We start from the raw sequence: 21,079 nt of genomic DNA on the forward strand, positions 1-21,079 counted from the left end.
CCGAGTCAGTCGTTCCCGGCGGTGCTCTCGGGCCGGTACTTTCGGCTGATCCGTTTCCATCGTTCTGAACGGAATCGGTAGTAGCTGATGAGCGCCGAGGGGAGACTTTCGCCGAAGAAAGCCAGAGACAACCCGACCAATCCGAGCGACGTCGTCGCGCCGAGATAGGTGAGCGGAATGGCGAACCCGAACATCCCGACGGCACGTCCGTAGAACGGCCAGTTCGTGTCGCCCGTCGCATCGAGCGCACCGGCGATGCTCTCCGTGGCGCCTTGTGGAACGACCGCGAGACAGGCAGCGTACACGAACCCCGTCGCTACCGGGACCATCGACGACTGCGGGTCGTTGACGAACACCGTGACGATCTCCTCGGCGAACACCGCGACGACGACCGCTCCGAGAAGGTACGTCGTCACCGTGAAGTACGTGATCTCGTAGCCGTAGACCGCCGCGCGGTCTTCCTCGTTCACCCCGAGCGACCGACCGACGAGGCTGCTCGCGGCGAGACCGAATCCCCAGCCGGGAACGTTCATCAACCCCCAGATCCGCCGGCTGACGACGTAGGCAGCGACGACCTGCGGACCGAAGGTCCCGACGAAGACGAGTATCGGGAACCGGGCCACCGTCCAGACGGAACTGCGGCCGACGACCGGCAGACCGATCGAAACGAGGTCGTCGAAGACCTTCCACTGGACGTATCGCTCGGAGACGTCGATACGGACCGGAAACTCGCCGACCACCGGAAGCCAACCGAACGTCAGGCCTAGAGCGAACGCGGTCGTGACCAGCCCAGCGGCGATGATGGTCCCGAGTGCGGCCCCGGTGACCCCCATCCCGAGCCCGAAGATCAGAACGGTGTTGAGAACCGCGTTGACTACCGCCCCGCCCGAACGGATCACCATCGGCGTCCACGCGTCATCGACGCCGACCAGCACACGGCTTCCGATCTGGTTCAGAATGGCGAACGGAACCCCGAGCGCGAGAACTCGGAGATACTCCGCTCCGAACCCGACGGCACCGGGGTCGTCGCTCAGTAACCCGACGAGTTCGAGCGGGAAGACCCAGAACACCGCGGCGACGGGGAGACTGATGACGGTCACCAGAAGGGCGCTCGAACGAACGACCTGCCCGAGTTCGTCGTAGGCGGCCGCACCGTATCGCTGGGAGACCAGCGCTATCGTGCCCGCAGCCATTCCGCTTCCGATGGCGAACGTCATCCCCCAGTATGGTCCCGCGAACCCCATTCCGGCGATGGCCGTCGAGCCGGTGAACACACCGACCATCGCGACGTCCACGACGCTCTTCGACATTCGAGCGAAACCGGTGACGATGCGGGGCCACGCGAGCTCGGTCGTCTCACGGGCACGGCTCCGGTCGACGAGGTTCAATCGTTCGAGAACGAAGCCGATCCCGATGAGGAGGGCTCGGAGGGGGTTCGTCTGGATCGCCACTTCCCTCACCCTATCCGAGACCGATGATAAGTCTTGCTCATACGAAGGTAGGTTGGATTCGGGTTTGGGGCGATAGTTCCGATGCGGACGGGTGAGCCAGCCAAGGACGGTCTGTCGGTGGCGCGATTAGCTCCGGGGTCCCGGGCGATGACCTACAACTCGATAGTTCCGCCGGTCTCGCTGCTCTCGTAGATCGCGGCGAGCGTTCGTAGATCGACGAGACCGTGTTCGGGCGTCCCGGTGGGTTCGCGTCCCGAGAGGAGACGGTCGGCGAAGTAGTCGAACTCCTCTTCCATCTGGTCGACTTGCTTCCCATCGATATCGACGGTCTCCCCACCGACCCGTAGCTCCAGGCTGCTCTCACCGTGGAAGGCGGGTTCGATCTTTACTATTCCCTCCGTTCCGACGACTTGGAGGTGGCTGGTCTGGTAGGCGTTCTGGGACGCGGTGTAGGTCCCGTAGACGTCGTCCTCGTAGGCGACGGTGAACGCTGCGACCTCGTCAGGAACCGCGGAAAAGGCCTCGTGGTCGCTGTTCATCATCGACTGGACCGCGACCGGGTCGCGGTCGAGGACGAACCGTGTGGTGTTGACGGAGTAAATGCCGAGGTCCATCACGCTCGTCCCGTAGCCGGCGAGGTCGGGGTCGAGTCGCCACTGGTCCGCTCCCCACCCGAGGATGCTCTGGGACATATCGCCGTGGACGTGAACCGGTTCGCCGACCGCACCCGCCCTCACCAGTTCCCGTGCCCGCCTGACCACGGGTTCGGTGTGCATTCGGTAGGCTATCATCGCCGTCGTGCCTCCCTCCTCGCAGGCATCGACGATCCCTTCGCCGCGTTCGACCGTTGCCTCCATCGGTTTCTCACAGAGGACCGGTTTGTCGTGTTCGACGGCGGCCTCGACGAAGGGGAGATGCCGGGCGTTCGGTGTGCAGACGTAGACCGCATCGTAGGCGTCGGTCGCCTCACCGGCCACGAACTCGTCGTAGATGAGTCCGACTTGTACCGACTCGTGGTCGTCCTCGACGTTCTCGGCTTTCTCCGCCGACCCGCTCACGACGACGGTCGTCCGACAGAACGTCGAATTCTCGACGGCGGGCATCGCCTCGTCGCGGGTCCACCACCCCAATCCCACCATGGCGAACCGAACGACGCCTTCGTCTTCGTTCGATTCGAGCCAGTCCCGGTGCGAATACGACTCGACGTACGAAAGGATGCTATCGGGTTCCACAGGACGACGTTCGGCTGGCCACCATTATAAATCACGAGCTTCGGGGCTCGGTCACGACCCGCGCCGATCCGTCACGAACAGCGAGACGAGGCCTGGTGATGTCGACGATCGACGTGTAATTCTTCTCCCCTCTGATCCCGATACGAGCAGGCCGGCGCTCGTGGTCTCCAGTTACTCGTCGGCTGGAGCAGGTGAGAGCGCTCCGGATTCGACCATCGTTTCGAGCGGGCTCTCGGCCCCGTCGAGCGGGAGGTCGACGCGACCGCGGCGACGCACCGATTCGTAGCCACCGAACAGGACCTCGGTGGCGTTGAGACCGACCCGGCCGGCGAGCGGCGACTCCTCGCCGGTTTCGAGCGCCTCGATCGTACTCGCGACCGAGCGGTCTTGGAGCACCGACCCGAACCGGTCGCCGTCCGCGGGGGTGCCGTGTATCGTCTCGCCGTCCACATCGACCGCCTCACGAATTCCGTCGTGCTCGTGTTCGAGCGTCGGCCCGTCGGCGATGTCGATACGAACCACGCCCTCGGTACCCCGCAGCACGAACGCGGCGTCGACCATCGATGTTCCCTCACCGGTCGAGAGTAGCCCGTAGACGCCGTTATCGTAGCGCCACTGGGCAATCATCTGGTTCTCTTGGTGGGCCCCGAACCGGACGTCCTCCTCACGGTAGTCGAGTTGGGCGATGACCCACTCGGCCGGTCGGTCGTCGTTGAACATCCCCGCGAGGTCGACGGTGTGCGCCCCGGTGTCGAAGAAATCTCCCCACCCGATCTCGATCCGCTGGAGGTCGCCGATGGCTCCCTCCGCTATCAATCGGTTCGTCGCGACGAACGGCCGGCTGAACCGGCGCTGGCGGTTGAACGTGAGCTGGACGTCGCGCCGCCAGCAGGTCTGAACCATCCGCTGGGCGGCCGGCCACGACAGCGCCATCGGTTTCTCGCAGTGGATGGCGTCGACGACACCGCTCAGGGCGCAGTCGACGACGACCATCTCGTGGATGGCCGGCGGCACGGCCACGCTCACGATGTCGGGTTCGACGGCCGCGAGCATCGTCTCGTAGTCCTCGAAGACGCGTTCTTCGTCGAGGTCGAACGCCTCGGCGAACGCGGTGGCGTTCTCGGGAACCACGTCGACGCAGGCGACGAGCCGACAGTCGTCGTTCTCACGGTAGGCTTCCGCGTGGCGATAGCCCATCGCGAACCCCTCGACGGTTGGGTTTCGTGGGTCTGGACCGGTTCCGATGACGGCGACGGTGTACTGAGCCATTTCGCGCCGGAAGGTGGTTCGGGAGCAGTATAGCCGTTTCGTTCATATGTGGTGACCGAGAGGTTTATTCACCTCCTTGACGACCACGGCCTATGGACGTTCTATTGATCGGCGGTACTGGACTCATCAGCACCGGCATTACACGCGGACTCGTCGCCGCGGGTCACGACGTGACCTGTTTCACACGCGGCGAGACCGATTCGACGGTCCCGGAGTCGGTGGCGTTCGTCCACGGTGACCGGGATGACCACGACCAGTTCACAACACAGGTCGGGGAACTCGACACCGACTGCGTGGTCGACATGGTCTGTTTCACGCCCGACCAAGCCGATCGGGCCATCGAGGCGTTCGGTGACGACATCGACCAGTACGTGTTTTGTTCGACGGTCGATGTCTATCATCGCCCGACCGAACGCAACCCGGTCACCGAAGACGCAGCGCGCAAACCCGCCGTGAGCCAGTACGGTGCGGACAAAGCGGACGCGGAGGACCGATTCATGGCGGCGGACGGTGAACTGTTCGCTACTACCATGATCCGGCCGTGGAGCACCTACGGCGAAGGGGGCACGCTACTCCACTCGCTCGGGACCGATACCCGTTACATCGAGCGGATCCGAGCGGGTGACCCCATCATCGTTCACGGCGACGGAAGCTCGATATGGGGGCCGTGCCACCGAGACGACGTCGCACGAGCGTTCGTCGCAGCCGTCGGCAACCCCGACGCGTATGGGGAAGCCTACCACGTCACCAGCGAGGAGAACATCACGTGGAATCAGTACCACCATCGGGTTGCCCGCGCACTCGATGCACCCGAGCCCGACCTCGTCCACGTTCCGACGGACCAACTCGTCGCGGCCGTCCCCGACAGAACCGGGATGCTCGAAGACCACTTCCGGTTCAGCACCGTCTTCGACAACACGAAGGCGCGCCGCGATCTCGGATTTACCTACTCCGTTCCGTTCGAAACGGGCGTCAAGCGCACCGTCGACTGGCTCGACGCGCACGACGGGATCGACGCCGGAGACGATCCAGCCTATGACCGACTCGTCGAGGCGTGGCGCAGATCGACCGATACGTTCGTCGAGACGACTCGTTCGGAACCGACGTAGCGCCCCGTATCGTTCGAAGCCGGTGGTGAGCGCTGAAACCGACCACCGGCCGAGATTCGAGATCGATCCGACCGTTCGGATGCTGTGGGAGCAAACCAGTGTCCCCACTCGGAGACGTCATGGATTCTATCAAATTTGATTGCTCGTTTCGAAGACTACTCGATGGAACCGACATCCTCCAAAAACGATCCCGCAGCGTTACCACCACACGCCAGGAGGACTCGCTGTACGTATGCTTGCAACGGAGCCCCTCGCTCGGATTAAAATCGAAGCAAGAGGTGGACTTTTCACGACGGAGACGAGTGTGTGTGGGATATCAGTAAGATTCACTCGCGAGAGCGTTCCACAGTGACGCGGTAGAGGGGTTATCCCGCTGGACCGACCGGGTCCCGGTACTCGGCAAAGATCTCGATGAGAACGATGAGGAGTCCGAGGACGACCGGACCGAAGAAGACGCCCATGAACCCGAACACCGCGAGACCTCCGAAGATCCCGACGATGAACACGCCGGGATTGAGTTGTGCTTCGCGTCCCCCGATCACCGGGCGCAGATAGTTGTCGGAGAGGCTCACAACGAGCGTCCCGTAGGCGAACAACACCACGGCGATCACAGGTCGATCGACCACGAAGAGGTACCCGACGGCGGGGATCCAGACGATGAACGCACCGATAACCGGCAACAGCGACAGTACGGTCGTCACCACCGTCCAGAAGATCGCGTTTGGGACCCCGAGGACGGCGAAACCGATCCCGACGAGCACGCCTTGGACGATACCGACCAGGAGGTTCCCGAACAGCACCGCGTACATGAGCCGGTCGATCCGGTCATAGAGCCGGTCGAACGTCGATACCCGGAGCGGCGAAACGGCCCGCAGCCACGACACCAGGGCCGAACCATCCAAAAGCAGGTAGTAGAGAACGAACAGGAGAACCATGAGACCGATGCCGATGTCCGTCACCCTTCCAAAGACGCTCACGAGATTGCTGACGACTCGTGTCGCGTTGTTGAGGAGTGCCGTGGTGTTTCCCCCACCGGAGCCGCCGAGTGCGGTCGAGGCGTCGAAACCGGACCGTAACAGTAGCTGTCGGAGATCGACCGAGACACCGACCTGCTGACCCAGGAAGTTCTCGAGCGCCCCCATACCGACATCCCCGCGGTTGATGGCCGTGAGGATCGATATCGCTTGTCGGACGGCGACCCGAGCGAACACCCCGAGCGGAACGACAACCGCGAGGAACACACCGACGATGAGGAGGCCTGCCGAGACCCGTGGCCCGACGGAGCGCCGGAGGCGACGCTGGAGCAGATGGAGTAGATACGCGAGGAGAACCGCAAGCAACAGATACTGCTCGTAGGGAAGAACCATGAGCGTGGCCAGTGCGCCGGAAAGAGCGATCGCGACGAGGAGCAGCCGTTGTTCGGTGGACATGTGCCTCGCACGATTGGAATGTCCATAAGCGATCAGATACCCCGAAAACGGGCCGCTGTCCGGTCGGAGTTTCGTCTCCGCTCTGGGCCAGCTAGAGCGAGTATTTTTTATTGACGCTGTCACGCCGGGAAGGAGAGTCGGGACTCGTGGACTCCGAGTTGGTGCTGAGAGTAGTCGGCTCTTATCCCCACCTCGAACGCCGATACAAGTGGGATGGCGACTTCGTTTCCATCGGTGGGTCACTGGTCGTGTTCTCCCCCGTCACTACGAATGGAATAGTCGTGATCACCGAGTTCACGGTCGTGAAGGTCCGGACGACCCGAGTGAACGCGTTCATCGACCGCGGGACACCGAGCACAGGCTTCGTACAGGATGCCACGAGATTCTGGAATCGACATCGCCCGACGACTACGCTACTGGTCGGACTGAACGAGTACAACTCGAACGCGACTGCCCCATTTGGAGATGGGTTGAGGACTTCCCGGACATCCTTCGAGGAGGACGGGTCGCTCTCGTCTCGTTACTGAGGCCGAAGTCAGGAACTCCTCTCGTCCTCGACGTCGTACATATCGTCGTCGAGGTCGTAGTAACTCTCGTCCGTGGTTGTATTCCGGGTTCGACCCTCTCCCCCGAAACCGGTGTCACTCCGTGTGTTGCCGAGGGTGCCGCCGACCTGGACGTTGAGGGAGCCATTCCGGAGCTTCTCGCGGACGGACGGGGTGATCACCCAGCGTTTGAGCGCAACCCGTAGGGGGGCACGCGTGAAGGGAATCACGAACAGGAACCCGGTGAGGTCGGTCAACAGCCCCGGCGTGATGAGGAAGCCACCGCCGAGGATGATGAGCACACCGTCCAGGAGCTCGTCGGTCGGGGCCTCGAAGTTCTGGAGCCGTCGTTGGAGGCGCTGGAGTGTGGCGCGGCCCTCGCTGCGCACCAGCAACGATCCGACGAGGGCGGTCAGCACGACGAGACCGATGGTCAGGAGCGCGCCGATCTGCCCCGCCACGATGAGCAGAACGAACGCGTCGGCCAACGCGAGTATGAGAGCCACAAGCAGCAACCGACCAAACATACCCGGTGTAGATACCAGGCGTGGAAAACGATTGCCCCTACCGCCGAGCCGTTCGTCGTAACGATTCCCGGACGAGTATTCTGCGATTCGATCGTTTCTACAGAGCGGTCAGGGAATACCTCGTCTATGGCGTGCATCACCAGTCCAAACGTCTCGATGACCCTTCACAACCCGCCACTACGACACATCCAAAGCAAGTACCTGCTGACCGTGACAATTGCCGGATTCTCCTTGGGACACGACACATCGTGACCGGAGTCGCCTCCGTAGTCCACGCCTCGGAATCCGGAGGACAGAAAACCAGATCAAACCAAAGCAGGGTCGTCGGCGCTCTCCTCGTCGGATGAGCTGAGCGAGACGGCAAAGTCGAACAGGATCTCGTCGTATGGAACCGTTGGCCGTTTAGCGTTCCCACTCTCGGCGAACTCGACGACGCCGTAGGCGGCTAGTCGCCGCATCTGGTCGTAGACGTTCTTCTTGTCTCGACCGACGAGTCGCGCTGCCTCGCGGATACTCGCCGGCTCGTGGACGTTGAGCGCTTGCAAGAGCGTGAGCGTGGAATCAGTGAACACCGACGTTGCGGTGTCCAGGTCGGGAAACGAGATGGTTGGATGGGACGTTTCGGTTTCGTCGTCCCACTCGTCGGATTCGATGGTCACACGCAGTGTCCGTGACCACTCCTCGGAGACGGAATCGGGGTACGTTCCAGCGTGCTCTTCGTTCTCTGTTTCGTGGTCGTTCTCAGTCATATGTCGTATTCCTCCGGGGATGGTCCGAACGGTTCGGTCCCCGTTTCGTTGAAGAACCGCTCGTAGATCGCCGCCACTGAGCCGGGAAACTCGTAATCGGAGTCGAGGTCGCCGTCGACGTGTCGGTGATGCGTCCCGTCTCCGTGGTCGTTGTCGTAGCGGAGCATCGTCCCCTGTTCGGGGCCGACTGGCCACTCGACTTCGGAGGAAGGGTGAGCGGGGTCGGTGACGCCGTAGTGGAGTGCATAGCACACCCCAGGTGGATACCGGTCAGTGCTTGCTGGATAGATGAGCTTGTATCGGACGAGCGTCCCCACTCGCACCAACTTTCGTTTTTCGTATGCCACCTCGGGTGCCTCGTCATCGGCCATCCTTCATCGTTGGTATGGATGCCAACGGATTAACTCCGTCGGTGTCTGTACCAGCGACCTCAAAGGGGCGTCTATCGCGATAGTGGTTGATGGAATGACTGCTGTGGTCAGGATCGGGGGACCACGGTGAAACCAGCTACCTACAGTAAGCTCTGAGCGAAGGGTGACGTAGCTCTCAGCCGCCATGTGACAAAGCACTGAGTGGTGTCGACTACCAACACAGCAACGACAATGACGGGTTGCCAACTCGGTTTGTTTCGCACATTCAATCCCGTAGAAGTGTTGTTGGTAACAAAGTACACGATTAACGATGTTCGTTCCGCTTCAACCCACCAGACGAGACAGGAGTATCGCCAAGATGCTGACGCTGATACCCACGAGTACCACGAAGGTGTCGCCGCTCGTGCCCAGGAGCCCAACCAGTGTGAACTGTATTCCGAGGAGCGTTCCCGCAACCATCGTTCCCGCACGCTGGACGGCCTTCTCTGACATATCCTGAAGGCTACGTCGTCTCACCTATAGAGCTTGCTTTCAGTCCGCTACTGTCGTGCTGAGTGCGATGCACGCTGCTAGCGAAGGGGAGTTCGAGTGACGGGGCTGATCGACCCTCTCGCGAGTTCGAATCGACGTCGAGCACGGCACCGACTCGGAATCGCTCGTCACGTCGCGAGGGAGACCAACGTCTCCGCGAGTGCCTGCGTTGCTACCGAGCAATCGCTCCAGTCCGTCCACTCTCGGGGACTGTGCGAGACCCCGTTTCGGGAGGGCGCGAACAACAGCCCCCCATCGGTTACGCTCGCGACGTGCATCGTGTCGTGGAAGGCTCCGGAGTGCATCTCCAACGTCTCTATCCCCGCCGCTTCACACGTCGAGTGGGCGACCTCGCGACACCGCTCGTCCATCGACACCGGTCGAACGTCGAACTCACGCTCGAACCCCGTACTGACGTTTCGCTCGGTGGCGATCCGATCGAGGCTTCGCCGGGCCCGGTCGACCATCTCGTCGATCGAATCGTACTCGATGCTACGGATGTCGAGGCTCATCTCGACCCAGCCGGGAACGATGTTCGTCGCGTTCGGTTCGGCGTCGATCGTTCCGACCGTTCCGACCGCGGTAGGCTCTGCCGAACTCCGCTCCCGTGCGATCCGCTCGAACTCGACGATGAACTCCCCGGCGGCGCTCAAGGCGTCGGCTCGCTCGTCCATCGCGGTCGTCCCCGCGTGGTTCGCCTCGCCATCGATGGTCACCTCGCAGTGGGTTATGCCGGTGATCGTGGTAACGACGCCGACCGGAACGTCCGCCGTTTCGAGGCGCTCGCCCTGCTCGATGTGAAGCTCGACCCACGCATCCCACGCCGCCGCATCGACTCGGTCGGTACCGTTGTACCCTATCTCCAAGAGTGCCGTCTCGAGCGTGGTACCGGTGTCGTCGGTCAGTTGGAGTGCGCTCTCCGCCGATCGGCTCCCAGCAGCGACCGACGACCCCAGCGTTCCCCCGGCGAACCGCTGGCCCTCCTCTTCAGTGAAGCAGACGACTTCGAGGGGATGGGTCGGTTCGATTTCCGCGTTCTGTATCGTCCGAACGGCTTCGAGCGCCCCGTAGACGCCCAACGGTCCATCGAAGATACCACCTTCCGGTACCGAGTCGAGATGGCTCCCCGTCGCGATCGGGTCCCCGTCCGCACCGGGTGGTGACCAGCGTCCGGCGATGTTGCCGACCGGATCGACGCGGACGTCGAGGCCGGCTTGCTCCAGCCGCTCGACGAACCGATCGCGCGCTCGTTGGTTCGGCTCGGTCCCCGCGAACACGGTTCGGCCCTGCCCTTCTTCGACGTCTATCTCCCCGAAAGACGCGTTCGCCTCGATGTCCTCCCGGAGACGTTCGCCATTGACGTTCATGTGGAACCTTCAGCCGCTTGGGGTATTATTCTTCTGTCGGCACTCGCGTCACGTTCGAAGCCGGTCGAATCGGCGATCCGATGTGAGCCGAGCGAAGGACCATAGAAATCCTCTCAGTCGTCGGTCGTCGCGCTCTCGTCCGAGACGTCGGTGACGACGTCGTCACCCGAGGAGGTCACGGCCATGTCCTCGTCGTCGCGGATCTCCTCGATGTAGTCCCGGAACGCTTCCGATTCGAGGATCTCGTACTCGTTCTTGAGCCCGAGATAGACCGTATAGCACATCACGAGGAGGACCACGGCGAACGGAAGCCCGGTCGTGACCGCGGCGGTCTGGAGCGCACCGAGACCGCCGGCGTAGAGCAACACCGCCGCGACGAGCCCCTCGGTGAGCGCCCAGAAGATCCGCTGGACCTTCGGGACGTCGTGTTTCCCGCCGGAAGTGAGGTGGTCGATCACCAACGAACCCGAATCCGAGGACGTAACGAAGAAGGTGACAACGAGGAGCGTCGCGAGAACCGATGCGGCCGCCCCGAACGGGTACTGGGAGAGCATCGAGAACATCGCGATGGCTTGCCCCTGGTTCGAGAGTGCGGCCAGGATGCCGCCGCCACCGAGCTGGGCGAACAGCGCGCTCCCGCCGAACGCCGAGAGCCAGAGGAACGAGAACAGCGAGGGCAACACGAGCACCCCGGCAACGAACTCGCGAACCGTCCGGCCCTTCGAGATCCGTGCGATGAACATCCCCACGAACGGCGACCAGGAGATCCACCAGCCCCAGTAGAAGATCGTCCAGCCACCGAGGAAGTCCTGTGCGGACTGGCCTGCGAACGCTCCTGTGTAGAGGCTCAATCCAGGTAGGTTGACGAAGTAGGTACCGAGACCGTTGACGAGCCCCTTGAAGATGTAGAGCGTCGGTCCGACGACGATGAGGAAACCCAGCATGAGGAGCATGAGATAGAGGTTGACCGTGCTCAGGCGTCTGACACCGTCGTCGAGCCCGGCGGCGACCGACGCGGTCGCGATCAGCGTTATCACGGCGATGAGCACGATCTGTGAGGTGGTCCCGGTCGGCACGCCGGCACCGAACAGCGACCCCGCCACGACGTCGAGCCCCTGGTTCACTTGGGCGACGCCCAGCCCGAGCGAGGTCGAGAGCCCGAAGAGGGTCGCGAATACCGAGAGGAGGTCGATGACGTGACCCGGCCAGCCGTAGATCCGCTCGCCCAGCACCGGCCAGAAGATCGACCGAAACGTGAGTGGCAGCCCCCGATTGAACGAGAAGAACGCGAGACCGAGCCCCACGAGCGCGTAGATCCCCCACGGGTGGAGCCCCCAGTGGAAGAAGGTCTGGGCGAGCGCGGGGCCCCCGGCAGCGGCGGTGCCGGCCTGGGCGCTCCCCGCGAAGAAGGGTGGGATCCCATCGAAGAAGTACATCGGTTCGGCGACGCTGTAGAACATCAGCCCGATCCCCATGCCGGCGCTGAACAGCATCGCCATCCACGAGAATCGGCTGAACTCGGGTTCGGCCTCGACGCCACCGATCCGGATCTGGCCGTACTTGCTCACCGCGAAGTACCCCACGACGAGGATGAACAGGGTGACGAGCAGGATGTAGAGCCAACCGAAGTAGGCGTTGATCCCGTTGAAGAGCCACTCGTAGGCCGCCGATGCCTGGCCGCCGAGCAGTATCGTCGCCGCCACGAACACCACGATGACCGCCAGCGCGACGGGGAACACCACCGGATGAACGTCGAAGCCGAAGCCCTGATAGTTGGTGTCGCCGGGTTCGCGGTCCGAATCGGGATGGAAGAGCTCCACCTGGAGCCCCTCGGACATCTCACCGCTCGTCTCGCTCCCTTCAGCGTCGGCCACGTTCCCGCTCCAAATACGCTCTATTTCCTGTTCGATGCGACCCGTCTCCGAACGATGGGTGTCCAGAACTCGATTTGTATATCATTGCTTTGTTTGATGACAACATCTTGCCCGGCTCAGGACCTCGAGTTCTCCCGAGGTGGCCTAGTCGTGGGGATGTATCGATTGATGATTATACTCGTGATCCCGGTTCGCACAGCACGTTATAAAAATTACTGACAATAGCCGGCGGTGTTTAAATGAGAGCCGCCGACTGCACGTCCGGATGAACGGGGAAAGACCGCGAAGTTCCGTACGACGCTGCGGATGTGAAGACCGGGTGGAGAGCGGCCGAACCGCGAACGTGACGCAAGATCCGGGGACGTAGATCCTCGAAGGGAGGAGCGGGTCACTCCAGAGCAATACCGGGGCGGCTGGTGTTCGTACGCTACACTGGTCCGGAGAACGTAAACACGCCCTACGAACGGGAACCCCCACCCTCGGGAGCGTGCATACCGGGCGAACGAGGAGGGTGGGGGTAGACCGCTCGCGGTTCGCTTCCTATCGCATTCGCTCCCTGCTTACCGCATCCGCTCCATGTCCGGGTCGAACAGCGGCTCGCTCTCGACCGTCGCGCGATACCGTTCGTTTTCGTAGCTCACTTCGACCGACGTCCCCGGCTCTGCGTAGTCGGTCGGCAGGTACGCATACACGATGCCGGCGTCGATGGTGTAGCCGTAGTCGGCGCGGCATCCGTAGCCGAGAACCTCCTCACCGTCGAAGATCGGATGCCCCGAGTCGACGACCACCCCCGTCTCGTCGAGCGTGAGGGGGACGAGTTGCTGGTCGATACCCTCGTCCCGTGCCTCGAGGATCGCCTCCTTCCCGATGAACTCGGTGTCGGTGTCGACGGCGAAGCCGATGTTGGCCTCGTAAGGGTTGTACTCGGGGGTGACGTCGCTACCCCAGAGCCGGTAGCCCTTCTCGAGGCTCGTGGAGTCGAGCGCTTCCCAGCCCATCGGGACGATATCGTGCTCCTGGCCCGCTTCCCAGACGATATCCCAGAGTCGTGCGCCGTACTCCGTCGGTGTGTAGATCTCCCACCCGAGCTCGCCAGCGTACGACAGCCGAAGCATCGTCACGGGGATATCCTCAAGATACGTCTCGCGCACCGAGTAGAACGGGAACCCGTCGTTGGAGAGGTCCGTTTCGACGAGCGGTTCGAGGAGCTCTCGGGCCCGTGGGCCCCAGACACCGATACCCGACCGGCTCGAATCGTGGACCGTGACCGAGACGTCCTCGGGCGCGTGGTCTTTGATCCACCGGGAGTGGATCGTCGCGGAGTTGCCACCGCCCGTCGTCAGGAGATACCGGTCCGAGCCGAGCCGTGCAGCGGTTATGTCCGCGAGGATCCCGCCGTCCTCGTTCAGCATCGCCGCATAGCGCATTCGACCGACCGAGACGTCCATGTCGTTGGTGAGGAGGCCCTGCAGGAACTCCATCGCTCCCTCGCCTTCGACCTCGATCCCGGTGAAGGTGGTCATGTCGAACATCGCGACCCGGTCACGGACCGCTTGGTGTTCGACCCCCTGGGCCTTCGACCAGTTCCGGCCGATCCAGCCCGACCGGTCGGGAACGTCGTACTCGTCGAGGAGTGACTCGTTCGTCTCGTACCACTGCGGGACCTCCCAGCCGTTGGTGTCGTAGAACTCAGCCCCCAGTTCGTCCTGTCGGTCGTAGAACGGGCTCCGTCGGAGCGTGCGTTGGTCCATCGGTTGCTCACGGGGATGGATGAGCTGGTAGACCTCTCGATACTGTTGGGCCCCCCGACCGTACGTGAACTCCCGACTCCCCGCGTGGGGCTGGAATCGGCTGATGTGAGCGGGGGTGGCGTCGATCCGGTCGCCGTCGAGCCGCGGGACACCGTTCTCCATCCACTCGGCGACGACGCTCCCCGCGCCGCCGGACTGCGTCACCCAGATGGCGAGCGACCACCAGAGTCCCTCGGTGCCCTCGTCGGGACCGAGGATCGGCATCCCGTCCGGCGTGAAGCAGAACATACCGTTGATCTGTTTCTCCCAGTCACAGTCGTCGAACGCCGGCACGAGTTCGCGGGCAGCGTCGTAGGCTGATTTCTCGTGGTCGGGATGGGTGTTCTCGTAGAAGTGCTCGGCCGTGAACTCCCGAAGCGAGGGATATTCGAGCCCGAGGTCGTCGAGCTTCTCCGGTCCGTAGATGTCCGCCGGATCCACGAGCAGCGGTTCGTGGTTGTACGACCCGACACCGTACGATTCGCCGTGCTGGCGGAAGTACTCGGAGAAGTCCTGATGTCGGAGGAGTGGCTGTTCGATCTCCCGTTCGGCCCCGGCGAGCTCCTCCAACGGCTCGCTCACGAGGTACTGGTGTGAGCACGGGACGAGCGGGATATCGGTATCGACCATCTCGCCGAACAGCGGCCCCCAGATGTTCGTGGCCACCAGAACCTCGTCACAGGCGATCGGACCGTCCTCGGTGACGACCGCCTCGACCGCCCCGTTTTCGGTCTCGATGTCGGTGACGAGCGTGTTCCCGTAGAACTCGTGCCCGGCGTCGCGAGCGCGTTCGGCCATCTCCCGGGAGGCATCGACGGCGTGCGCTTTCCCGTCCGTCGGGAGGTAGTACCCACCGTGAATGACCTCCTCGTCTATCTGCGGAACGCGCTCGGCCGTCTCGGCTGGCGAGAGGAGTTCGCCACCGTCGAACCCGTAGGACTGGCCCCACTCGCGTTTTCGCTTCAGGTGGTCCCACCGGTCCTCGGTGTACGCGACCTCGATCCCACCCGACATGCGATAGCTATCGAGGTCGTAGTAGAGGTCACGCGTGTACGCAGCCATGTGGCTCATCATCTTCCCGCCGGAGGTCTGATACACCAATCCCGGTGCGTGCGAGGTCGAGCCGCCGGTCTCGAACAGCGGCCCCTGGTCCACCACGACCACGTCCTCCCGACCTTGCTCGGCGAGGTGATACGCCGCCGAACAGCCGACACAGCCCGCTCCCACGACGACGGTTCCAGCCCGCTCGGGTACGGTATCGTCTCTACCCATACTTCGTTATCGCTCCGCCGTCTATGATAAACAACCGGGTGAGTTATTGGAGCCGTTTAGTAGACGGGGGTGGTCGATGCCCGAGGTGAGTACAGTGGTGGGGGAGAGAGTTCGGAATCACACAACACGACGAAGCGACGACCCAACAGCATGAGCCGGCACCGGTACTGAAGGGATGCTGTGAGACGACCGAATTTGACTTATAGGGGTTCGGTTATGGCGACGAACTACTAACCGACGGCAAAGATGATTGATTTCCCATGTTCGCCGCTCTGACAGCGCAAAACGGAGACGAGACGGGACCCTCCACGACAGCGGAGGAGGCGTGAACGATGTCCGTCGAAAGCCACTCCAGTACGGCGGCCGAGGTGACCGACGAGTTGCTCACCGGTCCTCGATTCGAGTTGATGCCCTTCGAGAGCTTCGAAGGACAGCTAGAACACCTGCCGGAAGGGGCGACCATCGCCATCACCACGTCGCCGCAGCTCGGTCTCGACGCGACGGTCGAGCAGGCCGAGATGGCCGCTGCGCGCGGGTTCGACGTGAGTCCGCACATCGCCGCGCGGTACGTGCGGGACGAGGACCACCTGACCGAGATCGCTCGCCGTCTCACCGAGGCTGGCGTCACGGACATCTTCGTTCCGGGTGGCGACCGTGAGGAACCGGCGGGGGAGTTCGACTCGGCATACGAACTCCTGACCGCGCTGTCCGACATCGAATACTCGTTCGAAGAGGTGGGGATCACCGGATATCCGGAGGGGCACGACTTCCTCTCGGATCGAGTCCTAGCCGAAGCGATGGAGAAGAAGGCACCGTTCGCGACGTACATCGTGACCCAGCTCTGCTACGACCCCGACGCCGTCATCGAGTGGATAGAGGAAGTTCGAGGTCGTGGCGTCGACCTCCCCATCGAGGTCGGCATACCGGGGGTCATGAAGTACCAACGGTTGCTGAGCATCTCACAGAAGGTCGGCGTCGGCGATTCCGTCCGCTTTCTGAAGAAAACGACCGGTATCGTCGGCTTCGTTCGGCAACTCGTCGAGTCACGCGGCAAGTACACCCCCGACGACCTCATCGAAGGGCTCACACCGTACGCTACCGACCCCGAATACGGTATTCGGGGCGTCCACATCTACACCTTCAATCAGACATCCGACACCGAGTCCTGGCGATGGGGGGCTTTGAACCAATAACCAGTATCAGTACGAGAGCCTCGGTAGAAAGCCCAAAGGGTTCGGTTACGATCCGTTTTATCGTCGAATCGAATTTCAATTCAGGAGGGAACATCCCCTCGAACCGAATACATCTCGGGTGTGGATCGACGATTCCGTAGATCGTCTACCTATCCGCGCGGCGGGGGGCAGGTGATAAAGGGGTGTCTTCTTTAACTATTGATCTTATGCTCCGTGCAGCGGGATTCACAGGCGATGTCGGAGAACCAACCGGCGAGTAGGGAAGACGAATCGCATCCGAACCATCCGAACGTCGACCAATCGGACCGAACCGTCCCGCGAAACCTGCGCCAGTCCGGCGACCCGGGTATCGAGATGCTGGTCTCGACCCGTGTTCGAAAGTCGCCGTTCTTCCACAAGTCCTTCGGCGAGGAGGGCGCGTGGCGCGCGACGGTCTACAACCGCATCTATCACCCGCGTGGCTACGTCGAACCCGAAGAGGGCGGCACCAGCGTCGAACACGACGCCCTCGTCAACCGTGTGACCCTCTGGGATGTGGCGGTCGAACGCCAGATCCGCGTGAAGGGCCCCGACGCCGAAGCCTTCGTCAACTACGTCATCACGCGGGACGCGACCGACATCGACGTGATGGCCGGCAAGTACGTCATCCTCTGCAACGAGGACGGTGGCGTTCTGAACGACCCGGTGCTCCTTCGCCCTGAGGAGGACGAGTTCTGGTTTTCGATCTCGGATTCGACCCTGATGCAGTGGCTCCAGGGCGTCAACGTCGGCGAGGACTACGACGTCGAGATCGACGAGATCGACGTCGCACCGATGCAGATCCAGGGCCCCCTCTCCGAGGACGTGATGCGGGAGCTCGTCGGCGACGCCGTGAGCGACGTGCCCTACTACGGGCTGATGGCAGCCGAGGTCAACGGCTGTGATATCCTGATCAGCCAGACCGGGTTCTCGGGCGAGAAAGGCTACGAGATCTACGTGACCGATGCGACGAAGAACGCGGACGCCGTCTGGGACCCGGTCGCCGAGACGGTGAAAGACCACGACGGCATGGTTATCGCGCCGGGCCACCAGCGCCGCATCGCCGCGGGTATCCTCTCGTGGGGCCAGGACCTTGACCACGAGACCTCGCCCTTCCAGGTCAACCTCGAATACCAAGTCCCGGACGACAAGGACGCCGATTACGTCGGCAAGGAGGAACTCGAACGCCAACAGGAGATGGTCGAGAACGGCGAGTACCCCTTCACACAGAAGATGGTGGGGCTCAAACTCGGCGGTGAACCGATCCGGGACTACCCCTCGGACTTCTGGCTGGTCTCGGACCCCGAGACGGGCGAGGAGTGTGGCTACGTCACGTCGGCGTGGTACAACCCCGAACTCGAAACCAACATCGCGCTGGCGCACGTCCCGGCCGAAAAGCTCGACGGTGATATCCGGGAGGTCTACGACGGCGAAATAAACACCGAGTTCGAGGTCCACCTCCCCGACGAGTACGCCGAAGAACCGGGAGAACCGGTGTTCGCCATGGTCGCCGAAGTGCCGTTCAAGGAGTCGGTGAACCTGAGCGCGCGCGAGCAGGCCAAGCTCAGTGCCAAACAGGAAGCGAGCGAGTAACGTCCGCCCGCGAGTAACCTCGTCGACTTCCCCGCACCGCAAGCGGGTTCGACGATTCTTTCGTGGTCTCGAACCCCTCGAAGTGCAAGGGCGATGGAGCTTCAAGCTCGAACGGGAGAATCCTGTCTTTGGGAAAGAGGGACAGTCAGTCCGTCCGTAACGTGTCTTCCGCGGTGGCGATGGCAGCGGCGTTCTCGGCCACCTCGTGGACACGGACGATGTCGACACCACGGTCGACCGCCAACGCCGTCGCAGCGACGGTCGGCACGAGGCGGTCGTCGGGATCGGTTCCCGCAGGTTCGAACATCGACTTCTGGGAGTGGCCGATCATGAGGGAGGTCCCCAGCGCTCGGAACTCGTCCAGCCGGTCGAGTAGGGCAAAGCTTTCCGCTCTACTCTTCCCGAAGCCGAGCCCGGGGTCGACGATGAGGTTCGAACGGTCGATACCCGCCCGCTCGGCAAGCAGAACGCGTTCGGTGAGGTCTTCCAGTACGTCGTGTACCACGTCGTCGTACGCGTACCGATGGTCGGGGTCGACGGGTGCCGAGAGGCTGTGCATCAGCACGGCTGGAACGTCGAAGTCGGCGACCACGCGACGCATCGCGGCGTCTTCGAGCCCGGTCACGTCGTTCACCAGGTCCGCGCCGGCCTCCAACGCCGCCTCGGCGACGGTTGGCTTCCGCGTATCGATCGATATCAACGCATCGAGGTCGTCGAGTTGCTCGATGACCGGGAGGACACGGTCGCGTTCCCTGGCGGCCGAAACCGGCTCGGCTCCCGGTCGAGTGGACTCCCCACCCACGTCCACGATCCCCGCTCCGGCCGCGACCATCCCCTCGGCCCGGTCGACCGCGGACTGAACGGCTCGATAGTCGCCACCGTCGTGAAACGAATCCGGTGTCACGTTCAGGATCCCCATGACCGTCGTTTCCTCGTCCCAGGGGTATCCGCTGGCGGTTCCCGCGGTATCCCCTCCGACCCCGGAGTCGAGTTCGAGGGCCCCGCTCAACTCCGTAGCGAGAGCTCCCTCGCCCCGGTCACGCAGTCGCCGAACGAGCCTCCGAAAGTGACTGCGACTCCCCGAGAGAACCACACTGATCTGTTCGTGATCGAGAACGCCGGAGACGGCACACGAACCGCCGATCGAGATCATGACCTTCTCGAGGGTAGCGGCCTCCTCGCGCCGGACCTGTATTCGAAGGGTGCGATGGACGAGTCGGTCGACGTGTTCGTCCCGCTCTTTCGTCGGTACGTCCGAATTTCTCAGTGCCGACCGAGCGCGCCTCGTTGAACTCGTCGGGAGCCGCGTCGTCGTTCGCGTCCACCGGTCACGGGCCTCGGCGACGGCGTACAACGAACCCGTCGTCACGACGCAATCGTCGGGACCGGCAGCGTGGATGGCCGAATCGAGTGCAGCCCGGATCGAATCCCGCTTCACGACGTCCGCGTCGGTCTCGCGTCGGAAGACGCCGGCGAGGGTGTCCAGTCCCTGCGAGCGGTCGACGGCGGGTTCGGCGAGGAACGCTCGGTCCGTCGAGGGAAGGGAGCGACAGACGCGTCGATGGTCCTTGTCCCGCATCGCCCCGAACACCAGATACAGGTCGTCGTACTCGAACCGATCCAGGAGGGTCGCGAGCTTTTCGGTGGCGTCCGGGTTGTGTGCCCCATCGAGGACCACGAGTGGGCCGTGGCGCATGACCTCGAATCGACCCGGCCAGTGAACGTTTCGGATACCGCTCTCGATGGTCGATTCACCGACCGTCGTTCCGAGGTAGTTTCCGACCTGCCGTGCGAGCGTCGCGGCGATGCCGGCGTTTATCGCCTGGTGATCCCCGAGCAACGGCGTCGGCGTTCGAACGTCCCAATCCGAGCCGACGAGCGAGACACGGGACTCCGTCCTCGAGACCATCCCCGTCTCGCTCGCGACGACATCCGCCCCCTCGCTTCCGACGGTGACGGTCTCCGTTTCCGCTTCGATCGCTTCGAGTGCGCTCCCGGTCGCTCCAGTCACGAGACGCACGTCCGACGGAGCGATCTGTACCTGGTCACGAGCGATCGCCTCGACCGTGTCGCCGAGGATGTCCGTGTGTTCGAGGCTCACCGACGTCACAGCCGCCGCCACCGGGTCGACGACGCTCGTCGCGTCGTATCGGCCACCGATCCCGACCTCGAGGATGGCCACGTCGACCTCCTTTCGGTCGAAGTACCAGAGCGCGAGGGCCGTGAAGGTCTCAAAGAACGTCGGTGCGTCGTCCTCGACCGACATCTCGGTTACGTGCGGCCAGACCCGCTCCACGAAGCGTCCCACCGCCGACTTCGGGATCTTTCGCCCCCGAACCCGGATCCGCTCGCGAAGGTCGCTCAGGTCCGGGGAGGTGTAGAGACCGACGTCGAGCCCCGCTTCGTCGAGGATCCGTTCCAGAACGCGGGCCGTGCTTCCTTTCCCGTTCGACCCGGCGATCTGTACGGCAGTCATCCCCTCGTGGGGATTGTCGAGGGAGTCGAGCAGGGTAGCCGTCGTCGCCGTCCCCAGCTTCGGGCGAACCCGGCGTAGCCGTTCCAAAGCGTTTCTCGCGACGTAGTACTCCATCTCCCTGGTCTGGGAGGGACGTCGTCAAAAAGTCCGCTCCGAGTATATAAACGCTTTTTAATGACGTTGCTCGGTTTCGTCCATCCCAGGCGGGCCACGGTCGGACCCGAGTGGCTGCCGTGTCTCGGGTGGTGCGAAGCACATCAGGGAAGCCAGAAGGCTAGTGGC

Annotated in this window: 16 protein-coding genes; 4 read left to right on the plus strand and 12 right to left on the minus strand. The window is 63.0% G+C overall.

Features of this window, described 5'->3' with window-relative positions; all coding sequences use genetic code 11:
• Window positions 1-5 precede the first annotated feature (5 nt).
• The 3 genes from D3261_RS00100 to D3261_RS00110 form a co-directional block, all read right to left on the minus strand.
• Complete coding sequence (locus D3261_RS00100; protein WP_120067579.1) at window positions 6-1,451, minus strand: MATE family efflux transporter; 1,446 nt, start codon at window positions 1,449-1,451, stop codon at window positions 6-8.
• A gap of 152 nt (window positions 1,452-1,603) precedes the next feature.
• Window positions 1,604-2,683, minus strand: coding sequence for a D-xylose 1-dehydrogenase Gfo6 (gene gfo6, locus D3261_RS00105; RefSeq protein WP_120067581.1), 1,080 nt, complete (start codon window positions 2,681-2,683; stop codon window positions 1,604-1,606).
• A 171-nt stretch (window positions 2,684-2,854) separates the two neighbouring features.
• On the minus strand, window positions 2,855-3,952 hold the full coding sequence (locus tag D3261_RS00110) for a Gfo/Idh/MocA family protein (RefSeq protein WP_120067582.1): 1,098 nt from the start codon (window positions 3,950-3,952) through the stop codon (window positions 2,855-2,857).
• A 92-nt stretch (window positions 3,953-4,044) separates the two neighbouring features.
• On the opposite strand from D3261_RS00110, the gene D3261_RS00115 reads away from it, so the two are divergent.
• On the plus strand, window positions 4,045-5,061 hold the full coding sequence (locus D3261_RS00115; protein WP_120067584.1) for an NAD-dependent epimerase/dehydratase family protein: 1,017 nt from the start codon (window positions 4,045-4,047) through the stop codon (window positions 5,059-5,061).
• Between the two features lie 365 nt (window positions 5,062-5,426).
• Here D3261_RS00115 and D3261_RS00120 read toward each other — a convergent pair whose 3' ends face one another.
• Complete coding sequence (locus D3261_RS00120) at window positions 5,427-6,491, minus strand: AI-2E family transporter (protein WP_120067586.1); 1,065 nt, start codon at window positions 6,489-6,491, stop codon at window positions 5,427-5,429.
• Between the two features lie 146 nt (window positions 6,492-6,637).
• Between D3261_RS00120 and D3261_RS00125 the strand changes: the two genes are divergently transcribed.
• A complete protein-coding gene (locus D3261_RS00125; RefSeq protein ID WP_120067588.1) occupies window positions 6,638-7,018 on the plus strand; it encodes a hypothetical protein in 381 nt (126 codons plus the stop codon).
• Window positions 7,019-7,026: 8 nt separating this feature from the next.
• On the opposite strand, the gene D3261_RS00130 is transcribed toward D3261_RS00125, so the two are convergent.
• The 7 genes from D3261_RS00130 to D3261_RS00155 all read right to left on the minus strand — a co-directional run bounded on the left by D3261_RS00130 (window position 7,027) and on the right by D3261_RS00155 (window position 15,517).
• Window positions 7,027-7,542 (minus strand): FxsA family protein, encoded by a 516-nt coding sequence (locus D3261_RS00130; RefSeq protein ID WP_233553778.1) that lies wholly within the window; start codon window positions 7,540-7,542, stop codon window positions 7,027-7,029.
• Window positions 7,543-7,868: 326 nt separating this feature from the next.
• A complete protein-coding gene (locus tag D3261_RS00135) occupies window positions 7,869-8,312 on the minus strand; it encodes a transcriptional regulator (protein WP_120067592.1) in 444 nt (147 codons plus the stop codon).
• Window positions 8,309-8,683, minus strand: coding sequence for a DUF6516 family protein (locus D3261_RS00140; RefSeq protein WP_120067594.1), 375 nt, complete (start codon window positions 8,681-8,683; stop codon window positions 8,309-8,311). The genes D3261_RS00135 and D3261_RS00140 overlap by 4 nt, the downstream gene beginning before the upstream one ends.
• A 324-nt stretch (window positions 8,684-9,007) precedes the next feature.
• Window positions 9,008-9,175 (minus strand): hypothetical protein, encoded by a 168-nt coding sequence (locus D3261_RS19855; protein ID WP_158589307.1) that lies wholly within the window; start codon window positions 9,173-9,175, stop codon window positions 9,008-9,010.
• Between the two features lie 167 nt (window positions 9,176-9,342).
• Window positions 9,343-10,581, minus strand: a complete 1,239-nt coding sequence (locus D3261_RS00145; RefSeq protein WP_120067596.1) for a Zn-dependent hydrolase — start codon at window positions 10,579-10,581, stop codon at window positions 9,343-9,345.
• 113 nt (window positions 10,582-10,694) lie between these two features.
• Window positions 10,695-12,419 (minus strand): BCCT family transporter, encoded by a 1,725-nt coding sequence (locus tag D3261_RS00150; protein ID WP_120068186.1) that lies wholly within the window; start codon window positions 12,417-12,419, stop codon window positions 10,695-10,697.
• 596 nt (window positions 12,420-13,015) lie between these two features.
• Complete coding sequence (locus D3261_RS00155; protein ID WP_120067598.1) at window positions 13,016-15,517, minus strand: FAD-dependent oxidoreductase; 2,502 nt, start codon at window positions 15,515-15,517, stop codon at window positions 13,016-13,018.
• 332 nt (window positions 15,518-15,849) lie between these two features.
• On the opposite strand from D3261_RS00155, the gene D3261_RS00160 reads away from it, so the two are divergent.
• Together D3261_RS00160 and D3261_RS00165 are read left to right on the plus strand one after the other, a co-directional pair.
• On the plus strand, window positions 15,850-16,710 hold the full coding sequence (locus D3261_RS00160) for a methylenetetrahydrofolate reductase (protein WP_120067600.1): 861 nt from the start codon (window positions 15,850-15,852) through the stop codon (window positions 16,708-16,710).
• A 234-nt stretch (window positions 16,711-16,944) separates the two neighbouring features.
• Complete coding sequence (locus D3261_RS00165; RefSeq protein WP_120067602.1) at window positions 16,945-18,321, plus strand: aminomethyl transferase family protein; 1,377 nt, start codon at window positions 16,945-16,947, stop codon at window positions 18,319-18,321.
• A 145-nt stretch (window positions 18,322-18,466) separates the two neighbouring features.
• On the opposite strand, the gene folP is transcribed toward D3261_RS00165, so the two are convergent.
• A complete protein-coding gene (gene folP / locus D3261_RS00170) occupies window positions 18,467-20,911 on the minus strand; it encodes a dihydropteroate synthase (protein ID WP_120067604.1) in 2,445 nt (814 codons plus the stop codon).
• Window positions 20,912-21,079: the final 168 nt, after the last annotated feature.

The sequence above is a fragment of the Halococcus sp. IIIV-5B genome (genome assembly GCF_003602035.1).
GTDB classification, from domain to species: domain Archaea; phylum Halobacteriota; class Halobacteria; order Halobacteriales; family Halococcaceae; genus Halococcus; species Halococcus salsus.

Coding starts and splice junctions, on each gene's coding strand:
- folP (WP_120067604.1), bottom strand. CDS start 20,911: ATGGAGTACTACGTCGCGAGAAACGCTTTGGAACGGCTACGCCGGGTT.
- D3261_RS00150 (WP_120068186.1), bottom strand. CDS start 12,419: ATGTCCGAGGGGCTCCAGGTGGAGCTCTTCCATCCCGATTCGGACCGC.
- D3261_RS00140 (WP_120067594.1), bottom strand. CDS start 8,683: ATGGCCGATGACGAGGCACCCGAGGTGGCATACGAAAAACGAAAGTTG.
- D3261_RS00160 (WP_120067600.1), top strand. CDS start 15,850: ATGTCCGTCGAAAGCCACTCCAGTACGGCGGCCGAGGTGACCGACGAG.
- D3261_RS00135 (WP_120067592.1), bottom strand. CDS start 8,312: ATGACTGAGAACGACCACGAAACAGAGAACGAAGAGCACGCTGGAACG.
- D3261_RS00110 (WP_120067582.1), bottom strand. CDS start 3,952: ATGGCTCAGTACACCGTCGCCGTCATCGGAACCGGTCCAGACCCACGA.
- D3261_RS00145 (WP_120067596.1), bottom strand. CDS start 10,581: ATGAACGTCAATGGCGAACGTCTCCGGGAGGACATCGAGGCGAACGCG.
- D3261_RS00120 (WP_120067586.1), bottom strand. CDS start 6,491: ATGTCCACCGAACAACGGCTGCTCCTCGTCGCGATCGCTCTTTCCGGC.
- D3261_RS00155 (WP_120067598.1), bottom strand. CDS start 15,517: ATGGGTAGAGACGATACCGTACCCGAGCGGGCTGGAACCGTCGTCGTG.
- D3261_RS00165 (WP_120067602.1), top strand. CDS start 16,945: ATGTCGGAGAACCAACCGGCGAGTAGGGAAGACGAATCGCATCCGAAC.
- D3261_RS00115 (WP_120067584.1), top strand. CDS start 4,045: ATGGACGTTCTATTGATCGGCGGTACTGGACTCATCAGCACCGGCATT.
- D3261_RS19855 (WP_158589307.1), bottom strand. CDS start 9,175: ATGTCAGAGAAGGCCGTCCAGCGTGCGGGAACGATGGTTGCGGGAACG.